General features: G+C 66.3%; 12 protein-coding genes. 4 read left to right on the top strand and 8 right to left on the bottom strand.

Annotated elements, in window-relative coordinates; genetic code table 11:
* Nucleotides 1-88: 88 nt before the first annotated feature.
* Entirely contained in the window at nt 89-556 is a 468-nt protein-coding gene (locus AC1D1G_RS03465) for a DUF6069 family protein (RefSeq protein WP_477951165.1), read from the top strand.
* On the opposite strand, the gene AC1D1G_RS03460 is transcribed toward AC1D1G_RS03465, so the two are convergent.
* Both AC1D1G_RS03460 and AC1D1G_RS03455 read right to left on the bottom strand, forming a co-directional pair.
* A complete protein-coding gene (locus AC1D1G_RS03460; protein ID WP_477951163.1) occupies nt 553-1,203 on the bottom strand; it encodes a TetR/AcrR family transcriptional regulator in 651 nt (216 codons plus the stop codon). The two genes, AC1D1G_RS03465 and AC1D1G_RS03460, sit on opposite strands and share 4 nt — an antisense overlap.
* Nucleotides 1,204-1,294: 91 nt before the next feature.
* Nucleotides 1,295-1,906 carry a TetR/AcrR family transcriptional regulator gene (locus AC1D1G_RS03455; RefSeq protein ID WP_005250938.1) on the bottom strand — a complete coding sequence of 204 codons (612 nt, stop codon included), beginning with the start codon at nt 1,904-1,906 and terminating at the stop codon, nt 1,295-1,297.
* Nucleotides 1,907-2,180: 274 nt separating this feature from the next.
* Between AC1D1G_RS03455 and AC1D1G_RS03450 the strand changes: the two genes are divergently transcribed.
* The 3 genes from AC1D1G_RS03450 (at nt 2,181) to AC1D1G_RS03440 (ending at nt 7,127) form a co-directional block, all read left to right on the top strand.
* On the top strand, nt 2,181-3,248 hold the full coding sequence (locus AC1D1G_RS03450; protein ID WP_477951160.1) for an AraC family transcriptional regulator: 1,068 nt from the start codon (nt 2,181-2,183) through the stop codon (nt 3,246-3,248).
* 336 nt (nt 3,249-3,584) lie between these two features.
* Nucleotides 3,585-6,872, top strand: a complete 3,288-nt coding sequence (locus tag AC1D1G_RS03445) for a protein kinase domain-containing protein (protein ID WP_477951158.1) — start codon at nt 3,585-3,587, stop codon at nt 6,870-6,872.
* 132 nt (nt 6,873-7,004) lie between these two features.
* Nucleotides 7,005-7,127, top strand: a complete 123-nt coding sequence (locus tag AC1D1G_RS03440) for a hypothetical protein (RefSeq protein ID WP_477951156.1) — start codon at nt 7,005-7,007, stop codon at nt 7,125-7,127.
* A 231-nt stretch (nt 7,128-7,358) separates the two neighbouring features.
* Here the strand turns inward: AC1D1G_RS03440 and AC1D1G_RS03435 are convergent, their stop codons facing one another.
* The 6 genes from AC1D1G_RS03435 to AC1D1G_RS03410 all read right to left on the bottom strand — a co-directional run bounded on the left by AC1D1G_RS03435 (nt 7,359) and on the right by AC1D1G_RS03410 (nt 12,320).
* The gene (locus AC1D1G_RS03435) at nt 7,359-8,183 is read right to left on the bottom strand and encodes an SDR family NAD(P)-dependent oxidoreductase (protein WP_477951154.1); all 825 of its coding nucleotides are present in this window, start codon (nt 8,181-8,183) and stop codon (nt 7,359-7,361) included.
* Between the two features lie 83 nt (nt 8,184-8,266).
* A complete protein-coding gene (locus tag AC1D1G_RS03430) occupies nt 8,267-8,653 on the bottom strand; it encodes a carboxymuconolactone decarboxylase family protein (RefSeq protein WP_283332025.1) in 387 nt (128 codons plus the stop codon).
* Nucleotides 8,654-8,684: 31 nt separating this feature from the next.
* Nucleotides 8,685-10,262, bottom strand: a complete 1,578-nt coding sequence (locus tag AC1D1G_RS03425) for a long-chain-fatty-acid--CoA ligase (protein WP_283332024.1) — start codon at nt 10,260-10,262, stop codon at nt 8,685-8,687.
* A 30-nt stretch (nt 10,263-10,292) separates the two neighbouring features.
* Nucleotides 10,293-10,955 carry a 3-oxoacid CoA-transferase subunit B gene (locus AC1D1G_RS03420; protein WP_283332023.1) on the bottom strand — a complete coding sequence of 221 codons (663 nt, stop codon included), beginning with the start codon at nt 10,953-10,955 and terminating at the stop codon, nt 10,293-10,295.
* 1 nt (nt 10,956) lies between these two features.
* On the bottom strand, nt 10,957-11,724 hold the full coding sequence (locus AC1D1G_RS03415) for a CoA transferase subunit A (RefSeq protein ID WP_317569032.1): 768 nt from the start codon (nt 11,722-11,724) through the stop codon (nt 10,957-10,959).
* Nucleotides 11,721-12,320 (bottom strand): RBBP9/YdeN family alpha/beta hydrolase, encoded by a 600-nt coding sequence (locus AC1D1G_RS03410; protein WP_477951150.1) that lies wholly within the window; start codon nt 12,318-12,320, stop codon nt 11,721-11,723. The genes AC1D1G_RS03415 and AC1D1G_RS03410 overlap by 4 nt, the downstream gene beginning before the upstream one ends.
* Nucleotides 12,321-12,334: the final 14 nt, after the last annotated feature.

The raw sequence follows: 12,334 nt of genomic DNA, 5'->3' as shown, positions 1-12,334 counted from the left end.
CCTCGATTTCAAGCCTTGACCCAAACAATGGTTGAGGTTGCAGGATCGGTCAGTAGCACTTCGAGCCACTCGACAGGGAGAAACGAACATGTCCAGCACCGGAACCACGATTTCTGCAACCACGACCTCACGGATCAACCCGATGACGCTCGAACTGAGCCGCCCGTGGGCGATCGCCGCGACGACGATCGGCGCGCTTGTCCCCAACCTGGTGATCTGGCTGCTGGGACTGGCTGCCGGCGGTTCGTTCGAGATGACGGATGCCGGCAAGACCAGCAGCGTGGCGCCCGGCGGTGTCGTCATCCTGACGGTCGTTCCGATACTGATCGGAATGACACTGGCCGCGCTGATCTCGCTGAAATGGGTGGCCGTCATCCGGCCGGCCGAAGTGATCGGCGCCCTGCTGCCGCTCGCGACGATCGCCCTGACCATTCAGGCCGACTTCGACACCGCCAGCACCATCGCGCTCTCGGTCATGCACGTGGTGATCGCCGTGGCGGTCGTCGCGGGCCTGGAAGCGATGCGGCGACCGCTGGTTCGCGCCGCGAACGTCTAGGGGGTGCTGTTCACCGGCGCATGAGCCTCGATGGTGAGTGCGATGTGCTCGACGATCCGCTTCTGCGAGATCTTCGGGCTGCCGGTGAGCCAGCGCTGGTACAGAAAGGCGATCGCCCCGAACAGGGCAATCGCGTTCAGCTGGGTGTTGACGGCGTCGCGGGGTGCGCCGTCGACACCCAGCATTGTCAGTGCCGCCGTCATGGGAGTGGTGAACTCGGTGACGAGTTGTTCGCCGCGCTGGGCCAATTCCGGCACGGATTGCGACTCGACGAACATGATGCGTCCCCGCCGCCGGTCCTGGGCGATGTAGCCGGTGAACGCCTTCACGACGTGGCGGACGAGTTCGCCCGGATCGTCGGGACCCGTCTCGAGAGCCCTGAGCAGGGTGTCCCTCGCGCCCAGGACGACGTGGTCGAGGAGTGCGACGAGCAGCGCCTCGCGATTGTCGAAACTCTCGTAGAAGTAGCGCTCGGTGAGGCCTGCCTGTCGGCAGGTCGCGCGCATCGTCGTCGCTGCCGTTCCCTCGGTTCCCATGATCTGCAGGCCGGCCTCGATCAGTGCCGCACGCCTCGCGGCGCGGCGGTCGGCCGGCTCCCGGCCACGCCATTTGCGCGGCGCTCCACGAGGGTTGTCGCTGTCGGTCACTTCGTCATCGTCTCATCGATCCGGGTAGCGATCGGGGAGGCCCCGGTCCTGCGGTACCTCGGGCGCAGGCCGGACTGGAATGCCTGACAGGTCAGGTGCGGCGCAGCCCGTCGAACGTCAGCTCGACGACGGCGTCCGCCAGGTCGGCGACCGTCCCGCCGGTGCGCGGACGGTACCACTCGATCAGCGAGTTGACCGTGCCGAACACGAGCCGGCTGGTGAGCGCGGGATCGATGCCTGGCCGCAGGTCTCCCTCTTCCGCCGCCGCGACGACGAGATCGCTGACGAACGCGTCGAACTCGCGGCGGCGGGCGAGCGCGCGACGCTCCACCGCGGTGTTGCCGCGAACGCGCAGCAGGAGCGTCACGTAGGGAAGCTCGGCGGCGAGGACCTCGACGCTGCGGCGGACGAGGTATTCGAGACGGTCGATGTACCTGCCGCTTGTGGCCTTCTCCTCGGTGGTGACCGCGAAGAGGGCGTTGAGCGCCCGCGACAGTGCCAGTTCGAGGAGCTCCGACTTCCCGGACACGTGGTGATAGATCGACGACTTCGTGATTCCCAGGCGCTGGGCCAGCACCTCCATGCTGGTGCCGTCGTAACCCTTGTCGTTGAAGACCTTGACAGCGACGGCGAGCAGCGAGTCGAGGTCGTAGCCGGGACGTCCGGGCGATCCGGTCTTCCGTGCGGGGCGTGCCGTAGTCATGCGCGCAATCCTTCCAGGTGCAGAACTCCGCCGCATCGGTGAGCCGTTATCCACGGTAGCCAACCGAAGGTTCGGTTGAGGTGAGAATACCGCGACGGACGCGTCGGCGGTGAACCACGTGCCGGCCTCGACCAGGTAGGGCACGCACGCACGAGGGCGAGGATCCGCCTGCTCCGGGGACGTCGACCCGGGCACGTCGAAACGGATGATGGTGGTGTTCGGGTCCAGTTCAGCCAGCAAGAACGACTACAATTGACCTCACGGGTCAGGAGACTTGACTGTTCGGGACAGGGTGAGGATGCAGTATCTGGTGCGGAACGCCGTGCTCAACGGCTATGTCGATCTCATGCTGACACTGGGGCAGGACCCTCTCCCGGTGATGCGCTCGGTCGGGATCGATCCGGCCGCGCTCGGTTCCGGTGACGGGTGGCTGTCCGTCGACTCGGTGTCGCGGCTGTTCGAGTTGTCCGCCGCCGAAACCCGGTGCGAGGATTTCGGGCTTCGGCTGGCGGCGGCCCGAGGGATGTCCAACCTCGGTCCGGTGGGGTTGATCGCGCGAGAGGAACCGGACGTGCGCAGCGCCTTGGGCATGGTTCTGCGGCATGTCAATCTGCACAACGAGGCGCTGCGCGCCCGGCTGGTCGAAGCGAACGGGCTGGCCACCGTGCAGGTCGACACTGCCCCGGGTGTCACGTTCGGTCGGCAGGGCATCGAGATCGCCGTCGCCTCGGTCTGCCGGATCCTGCGGGAGTTGCTCCACGACGACTGGGAGCCGCTGACGGTGTGTTTCGTGCACGACGCCCCGGCGGTCCTCGGCACACACCACCGTATCCTCGGCTCCCGAATCCAGTTCGGGCACACACTCAACGGGATCGTCGTCTACGCGCGCGACCTCGATGCCGACAACGCGATGTCCGACCCTTTGCTGCGGCCGTACACCCGGCAGTACCTGGAGGCCCTCGTCCCGCCTGAGGACACGACCACCGTTGATCGCGTCCGAACGATGATCGAGTCGCTCCTGCCGACCGAGAGGTGCTCGGCCGCGTATGTCGCCCGCAGCCTCGGCATGGATCGGCGAACGCTGCACCGGCACCTCGCCCGGTCGGACGAGACGTTCTCGTCGCTGGTCGATTCGGTGCGGATCGACCTGGCGCAACGCTATGTCGCCCGCCAGACCCGATCCTTGACCGACATCTCCGGTGAACTCGGTTTCTCCGCGCTCAGTTCGTTCTCGCGATGGTTCAAAGACCGCTTCGGGTGCAGCCCGAAAGCATGGAAGGCAGCGCAGGATTCGACGTCTCCCGCGGTCGTCACCCTCATCCCCCGACTTCCGGCGGACTAGCAGCTCGCAGAGCTCCGGGCTCAAAGCGTGCTCACCGAGAAACGAGTTCACCGCCGAGAAGCCAAGACCCTGGCGTCGTAGACCTACCCACGGCGGGGCCGTACAAGGTCGCCGCGGTCGACACACCTCGACGAGTGACTATTGCGGCTGCGGTGCTTCTACCCGGCACATCCAGGCGTCGTTCAGCGGGCGCCTCGACGATGTTTTGCTGATGGAATACGAGGATCAGGGGGACAGGGTGTGGGCAGCGATATCCTGAGGACACACCTCGAGAGGTGAGTACGCACGGTTTCGACCGTGAAGATGTCGCGGACCGGATGAATTGCTGGGTGGCCGATGGCCGGAAATGATGATCGACTCCCAACGCAGCACCGCGTGGACTCAGCGGTCGCTGCGGAGCTGACAGCGGCGGGGTTCGAGGATGCCGAGGAGATCGGGCGTGGTGGTTTCGGTGTCGTTTACCGGTGCGTTCAGGCCGAGTTGGGCCGGTTGGTGGCGGTGAAGGTTCTCACCCGCGACCTGGACGAGATGAACCGGGCTCGGTTCTTCCGGGAACAGCGGGCTGTGGGCCGGTTGAGCGGGCACCCGAACATTGTCACCGTCCTGCAGGTCGGCGCGACCGAGGCCAGTCGGCCGTACATTGCGATGCAGTACCACCCGCGGGACTCGCTGGAGGCGCGGATCCGCCGGCACGGCCCGCTCCCGCTGGACGAGACGCTGCAGCTGGGGGTGAAAATAGCAGGTGTGGTGCAGACCGCGCACCAACTCGGGATCGTGCACCGCGATATCAAGCCGACGAACATTCTGCTCACCGACTACGACGGACCGGCGCTGAGCGACTTCGGTATCGCGCACATCTCCCGCAGCATCGGGACCGGCACCGGATCCCCGGCGTACATCGCCCCGGAGGTGCTCCGGGGCGATCCACCGAGCCCGGCGTCGGACATCTACGGGCTCGGTGCCGTCTTGTTCAGCGCCCTGACCGGGCCCGCCGCCGCCGAGCGCCCAAGCGGCGAACAGGAGCAGGCCCCGCTCCTGCGGATCACCACCGAGCCGGTACCGGGCCTGGGCGAACACGGCATCGACAACGACGTGTCGGCGGCGATCGGACGCGCAATGGCCGCAAACCCGCTGGACCGGCCCTCGGCTGCGGAACTCGGTGACCAATTACGGCGGATCCAGCTCGGCAACGGCTTCCCCGTCGACGAGATGGCCCTGCATGCCGAACCAGGCGCACAGCAAGACCCCTCGGTTCCCCCAGCCTCATCCGCACGCGTCGCGGTGGGGCAGCGCCCGCCGACCTCGCCTGCCATTCGGGGCGCCGCCGGGAATCTGCCGGTCGAGCTGACCAGTTTTGTCGGACGGCGGGGGGAACTCGCCGACGCCAAGGCATTGCTGTCGGTCTCGCATCTGGTGACACTGACCGGGATCGGCGGTGTCGGTAAGACGCGGCTGGCGGTGAGGGCGGCAGACAGCGTGCACCGAGCGTTCGGCGACGGTGTGTGGCTGGTGGAGTTGGGCGAGCTGTCCGACGGGTCGTTGCTGACCGATGTGGTGGCCGCGGCGCTCGGGTTGCGTGACCGGTCGGCGACCCCGTTGCAGGAGGTCCTGCAGTTCCTCGCCGCCCGGGAGTTGCTGCTGGTCCTCGACAACTGCGAGCAGGTCGTGGACGCCGTGGCCGAACTGACCGGAACACTGCTACAAGCCTGCCCGGGCCTGCGGATTCTCACGACCAGCCGCGAACCCCTCGGGATCGGTGGGGAGGCGGTGCTGCGCGTACCGCCGCTGACGGTGCCCGACCCGGATCGGCAGTCGTCGTTGTCCGGACTGCCCAGCTACGACGCGGTGGCGTTGTTCGCCGACCGCGCCGCCACCGCCGTCCCGGGGTTCGAGCTGACCGAGGACAACCAGACCGCGGTGGCCGGGATCTGCCACCGCGTGGACGGGCTGCCGCTGCCGATCGAGTTGGCGGCGGCCCGGCTGCGGGCCATGTCGCCGGAGCAGATCCTGGACCGGCTCACCGACCGGTACGCGCTGCTGACGCGCGGCAGCCGGGTCGCACCGTCCCGGCAACAAACTCTGCGGCTGTGTGTCGACTGGAGCTACGACCTGTGCACACCGGGGGAGCAACGGATGTGGTCGAGGCTGTCGGTGTTCGCCGGCAGCTTCGAACTCGATGCCGCCGAACAGATTTGTGGTCGCGACCTGGTTCCGGAGGAGCTCCTCGACACGGTGACCTCACTGGTGGACAAGTCGATCCTGATCCGGGAAGAACACGGCACAGTGGTCCGGTTCCGGATGCTCGAGACACTGCGCGACTACGGGCGCGAGAAGCTGCAGCAGAGCGGTGAATATCTGCAACTGCTTGGGCGGCACTGGGATTGGTACCAGCAGTTGGCGCTCACGGCGGAGACCGAGTGGATCAGTTCGCGGCAGCTGGACTGGATCGCCCGGCTCGGGCGGGAGGAATCGAATCTGCGGGAGGTGCTCGAGTTCTGCACGACGGACAATCCCGAGACCGGGCTGCGCATCGCCGCCGCCCTGTTCCCGTTCTGGCTCTCCCAGGGCTGGTTCGGCGAGGGACGGCACCACCTCGACCGCCTCCTGGCCCACGATCCCGGGCGACCGACCGTCGAGAGGGTCAAGGCGCTGTACGCCGACAGCGTGCTCGCCGCAATGCAGAAAGACTTCGAGAACGGGACCGCACTGGTCGAGGAGGGGCGCACGCTCGCCGAACAGTCGACCGACCCACTGATCCACGCCCTGGTCGCTTACTCCGATGGCACACTCGCACTCCTGCGCGGGGACCCTCGGCGTGCACCCTCGCACCTGGAACACGCCCTCGAAACATTCGCCACCTGGACGGGCCACCCACTGCACGTCGGGGCGCTATACATGCTCGGCGTGGCCCGCGACCTCCTCGACGAAATCGACCAGGCCATCGATTGCTACGAGCAGGTGCTCACCATCACCACAGCACGCGGTGAATCGATGTATCGCGCGTACACGCTGGCGGCCATGGGCATTGCCGTGTGGCAACAGGGCGACGCAGTGCGGGCCGCTCGGCTGCTCGAGCAGTCGCTGCGGCTGGCCCGCCAGGTGAACAATCCCCGCACCGTCGCCACCTGCCTCGACGCACTGGGCTGGATCGCCGCCGACGAGCACGACGCACACCGTGCCACCGTCTTGGTGGCGGCCGCCGAGGAGCTGGGGCACTCTATCGGCAGTGTCGGGGTCGTGTTCCCCACCCTGCGCACCTACCACGAACAGTGCGAGCGATCGAGTCGCCGGGCACTCGGCGAGCGAGGACTCGAGGCGGCCCGCCGCGAGGGCAAACGCCTGGGCCTCGACGCAGCCATCGCCTTCGCCCTCGGCGAGCGCGCCCCGGCCCCTCCGGCCCCTCCTGCCTCGGCGACCGGGACCTCGGCGAAAGCGACCAAGCGGGAGCGGCAGGTCGCCGACCTGATCGCCGAGGGACTGACCAACAAGGCGATCGCGGCCCGACTCGTGATCTCACCCCGCACTGCACAAGGCCACGTGGAGCACCTCCTGGCCAAACTCGGCTTCACCTCCCGCGCTCAGATCGCCGCCTGGGTAGCGGAGCAGGCGGGAAGCGAGCACTGACAGGCGGATTTCTTTGGGCGTCATCGCGGGCCTGCTGCTGTGGTTTTTCTGTTATCTGCCGGCGGTTTTGCGGTGGCAGCACTACGGGGACGTTCCGCATCACCAGCCGTTGTGGTGGTGGCGTGCGGACTGATGACGGTTCCCTGGCGCGCCGCCCGCCAGTTCGCCCTGCCGTTGGTGTGCGCGTTCCTGCCGGTGGTGGCGTTGGTGGCGTGGATTTTCATGTCGATGGAGCTGTTCTTCACTCCGGACTGAACATGCCGGGTGTGTTCGGCCCGTGCCGCACCTGTGTTCGTTGGTTCCCAGGGGTATTCGGACGAAGAAGACGACGATCGTCACCAGCGCTGCGGCGAGGTAGACGATATCCCAGCACCCGTTGAGGTCGACGAACACCGCCAACCTCAGCGCAGCAAAAACGAGTACGGCACTCAACCACCTCTATCACCCGGACTTCTTCTGCGCCTGCGAGATCAGGCGGACCGTCCGTCAGATGACCACGCCGCCGTTGGGGCTGATGACCTGGCCCACCAGGTAGTGAGAGTCCTCGGCGAGGTAGACGGCGAGAGAGGCGTACTCTTCCGGGCGCCCGAGACGGCCGAGCGGGATGATCTGGTACAGGCTATTTTTCTGCTGTTCGGTCGCTCGGGCGAGATACTCCTCGAACGATGGTGTCATCACTGCCCCGCAGGCGATCGCGTTGACACAGATGTTGGCACCGGCGACATCGAGTGCCACGGTCTTGGTGAAGCTGGCGACCGCCGCCTTGCTCGCGGAGTATCCCGGGCTGTGGGTGCTGGCTGCGGAAACGCCGGCGATCGACGCGATGTTGATGATCCGGCCGTACTGCTGCGCCTGCATGAACTTCAACGCTTCGCGCGTGCAGTAGAAGGTTCCGTGGACGTTGACATCCCACCACTTGAGCCAGTCCTCGTCGGTGAGGTCGCTGGTGATACCGAGGGACCGCCGCGGCGTAGGCGTGGTCAGGTGTGCGTATTGCCGGTTGCGCCGCTCTTCCTCGGCACGGGAGTTCGGTACCCGAGCCGCGTTGTTGACCAGGATGTGTACGGAGCCGAACCGGGCTGCGGTTCGGGCGAACATCTCTCGAACCGCTGCACTGTCGGAGACGTCGCAGCTCACGGGCAGGCACTGCCGGCCGCGTGCTTCGATTTCTCCCGCCACGTCGGCCAACTTGTCCTCCTGGATATCGCACGCGACGATGTCCGCACCTTCCTCGGCCATCGCCACCGCGATGGTTCTCCCCAGCCCTTGGGCCGCCCCCGTCACCACCCCCACCTTGCCTTGCAGTTTCATCTCGATTTCCTCTCGTCCATGGCCGGCTCTCGTAAATCCTCGAAGCCGGAAGACCCTGCCGCGCCGCGGCACTCAATCGTTTCTCAGCTGGCCGCCTGACGGCGTTCGTGCGCGGCCATCTCCTCGACGAGTATCGGGACGCCGAGGTTGCAGGAGTGGATTCCTACGACGGTGCACAGTTTGAGCACCTCGAGGATCTCCTGGGGTGTCACCCCCATGTCCAGGGCGGCCTGGATGTGGCGTCTGGTGCCCGGCGCGTACATGTGGGTGGCGGCGGCGTCGACGGCGATGCACAGCAGTTGGATGACCTTCCGTGAGAGAACTCCACTCCGGTACGGCTGCATCGCCATCTTCATGTAGAGCTCGGTCCACTCCGGGTCCATCTCATTGAGCCCATCCCAGAGGGGATTCCAGCCGCCGCCGGCCTTCATCGCCTCCACCACGGGATAGCTGTTTTCATTCTGGGTCATCATTCCTCCGAAACGGTGGGGTGGTGCGGGATCAGTGGGCAGCCTCAACGCGGACGAGTTCGCGCTTGAGGATCTTTCCGGTCGCTGTCATCGGTAGCGCCGCGACGAATTCGATTCGGCGCGGGTATTTGTAGCTGGCCATCTGTGCCTTCGACCAGGTGATCAGCTCGTCCTCTGTCACCTGCGCCGAGGGCGCGAGGATGACGAATGCCTTGACCTCCTCGCCGTGCCGCTCGTCGGGCAGTCCGACCACCGCTGCCAGCGAGACGGACGCGTGGGTCATCAGCACCTCCTCGATCTCGCGGGGGTAGACATTGAACCCGCCGCGCACGATCAGGTCCTTCGCACGGTCAACGATGTAGTAGAAGCCGTCCTCGTCGACGCGGGCCAGGTCCCCGGTGCGGAACCAGCCGTTGTCGATCACCTCGTTGGTCGCGTCGGGCCGGTTGTAGTAGCCCTTCATCACGTTGTGCCCGCGCAGCGCGATCTCGCCCACTTGGCCTTCGCCGGAGATCGTGTTCCAGTTCTGGTCCACCAGCCGCGCCTCGACGCCCCAGACCGGGCATCCGATCGAGCCGGGGCGGGGGTCTTGTTCCGGGTCGCTGAACAGCGCCAGCGGGGACGTCTCGGACAGCCCGTAGCCCTCGAGGATCTGCACGCCGAACTTGGTCTTGAACTGAGTGAGTATCTCCACCGGCAGCGCGGCGCCGCCGGAGATCGCCTTGCGCATGTTCCGCGAGATCTTGTCGACGTCCGCGTCGGCGTTGCGGCCTTCGAGCGCGCCGAGCAGTGCCCAGTACATAGTGGGCACGCCGGCGAAAACCGTGACGTTCTCCCGCTCCATGACGGCGAGTGCGGCAGCGGCTTCGAACCGCGGGATGAGCACCAGGGTCGAGCCCACACAGAGCGCGGAGTTCATGCTGATGGTCTGGCCGAAGGAGTGGAACAGGGGGAGCGTGACCAGACAGACATCGAGTTGCGTTGGCGTGCTGTCTAATAGACGGTTTGCCGAAAGCGCGTTGAGCACCATGTTGGAGTGGGTGAGCTCCGCGCCCTTCGGCTGTCCGGTGGTGCCACTTGTGTAGAGGATCACCGCGGTGTCGGTGGGCTGTCGCACCACCGTCTCGAATTCACCGGACATCCCTGCGATGGCCTGGGCGGCTGTCTCGACGCCGGCGATCGGAGAGGGCGCGTGCGGGTCCGCGGTGAGCAGGAACATGTCCGTGCAACCGTGGGCATCGCGGAAGCCGTCGTGGCCGTATTCGCCAATCGGCAGGTCGGGGCCGCCCTCGAAGCAGAAGTAGGCCCTCGCCTGGGAATCGTTGAGGTGGTAGGCGACCTCGCGGCCCTTGAGCAAGATGTTGAGCGGCACCACGACAGCGCCCGCCTTGAGGATCCCGTAATACACCGTGGGAAACTCGATGAGGTTCGGGCAGGACAGCGCGACCTTGTCGCCCGGCTTGACGCCGCGGGCCACGAGCAGGTTCGCGATCTTATTGGCTTGGCGATTCAGCTCTGCATAGGACTGTCGCTGTTCGCGGAGTACGAGTGCATCGCGGTCCGGGTATCGCCGGACCGAATCTTCCAGCAAAACAGACAAATTGAGCATCAGGCCCACTTTCAAGACTCGAATCGGGGGTCACGCGATCGCGGCGGCGGTGGCGGCACGGACTTGGGTCTGGGTCACGCCGGGAGCGCATTCGCGCAGAACGAGACCTGTGTCGGTGACGTCGATGACAGCGAGGTTGGTGATGATGCGGTGTACCACGCCTGCCCCGGTCAGCGGTAAAGTGCAGGCCGGCACGATCTTCGGCGCGCCGGATTTGTCGGTGTGCTCCATGAGTACGATCACTCTGGCGGCGCCGTGGACCAGGTCCATGGCACCACCCATGCCCTTGACCATCTTTCCCGGGACCATCCAGTTCGCCAGGTCGCCGGTGGTGGAGACCTGCATGCCGCCGAGTACCGCGACGTCGATACGGCCGCCGCGGATCATCCCGAAGCTGGTCGCGGAATCGAAGAATGAGGCGCCGGGGTTGACGGTCACCGCCTCCTTGCCGGCGTTGATCAGGTCCGCGTCGACCTGGTCCTCCGTGGGATAGGCGCCCGTTCCGAGGATGCCGTTCTCGCTGTGCAGGGTGACCGTCACACCGGCCGGCAGGTAGTTCGGGATCAGCGTAGGCAACCCGATGCCCAGGTTCACGTACTGTCCCTCGGACAGTTCCAGCGCCGCCCGAGCGGCCATCTCATCGCGCGTCCAGCCGACGACCTCGGGGGTCGCCGGGTCGACAATCGTGGTCATCTCAGGCGGTCCTTCTGCCGTTGGCGGTGGTTACGATGCGTTTTTCGATGTGTTTTTCCTGCGGCCCGGTCTGCACGATCCGGTCGACGAAGATTCCCGGCAGGTGCACGTGGTGCGGATCGAGCTGACCGGGCGCGACGAGTCTCTCGACCTGCGCAATGCACACCTTGGCGGCCATCGCCGCGAGAGGGTTGAAGTTCATCGCGGCCTTGCTGAAGACGAGGTTGCCCGCGGTGTCGCCGACGAGCGCGTGCACCAGCGCATAGTCCGCCTTGATGGACTCCTCGAGCAGATACTGCCGGCCCGCGAACTCGCGGACCTCCTTCGGCGGCGATGCGAGCGCAACGGATCCGTCAGCGTGATAGCGCCAGGGCAGGCCGCCGTCCGAGACCGGGGTGCCCACGCCCGCGGGGGTGAAGAAGGCCGGGATCCCGGCGCCGCCGGCGCGCAGTTTCTCTGCGAGGGTGCCTTGTGGGGTCAGCTCCACCTCGAGCTCTCCGGAGAGATACTGCCGGGCGAAGTCCTTGTTGTCTCCGACATAGGATGCCGTTACACGGCGGATCTTTCTTCCCCCCAATAGGATTCCCAGACCGACGCCTTCCACTCCGCAATTGTTGGTGAACACCTCGAAGTTGGTGGCTCCGGCCGCGTCGATGGCCTTGATCAGCGCGTCAGGAATGCCGCATGCGCCGAATCCGCCGACCGCCAGGGACGCTCCGTCTTCGATGTCTGCGACCGCGGCGGAGGCTGTGCCGAATACCTTGCTCATGAGGTGGCTACCTTCCGAACCTCGAGCAGCTCCTCGATGAGCTCCTCCGCGTGTGGCCAATTCCCGTATCCGGAGGCCGGATTCAGGTGTCCCACCTCACCGAGGTCGATCAGTCGGCCGCCCCAGGACTCCGCCATGCCGGCCACTCTGCGGCGGCTGGCCAGCGGATCGTTCGTGCTGGCCGCGACGATGCTCGGGAAGGGCAGCTTACGGCGGGGGATGGGTAGCCAGCCGTTGCTGTCGAGGTCCTCCAGTGTCGGATACCCTTCGGGGGGTTGCTGTTCCAGGTYGGGGGGCGTCGCCAGCAGGGCGCCGAGAATCGGCCGGGTCGTCTGCTGAGCCCAGTGCACTGCGATCATGACGCCGGCGCTGTGGGCGACGAGCACGATCGGACCGTCGATGTCCTGGATGACGGCGTCGAGGGCCGCTGTGCGCGCGCTCACACTGAGCTTGTTGTTCTCGAGAGGAGGCACTATGCGGACCCGGTCGAGCTTGTTCGCCAGTAAGGTCTGCCAGTGCTCGTCGACGTGGTCCCGGAGTCCGGGCACGATCACGACTGTGGGGGATGAGGGGTCGGTGGGGACAGGGTTGGCCATTGCGGTCTCCGGAG

This window comes from Rhodococcus sp. P3_B8 (genome assembly GCF_056402775.1).
The sequence above is the reverse complement of the archived record's forward strand: the minus strand, read 5'-3'. Positions and strand labels throughout refer to the sequence as shown.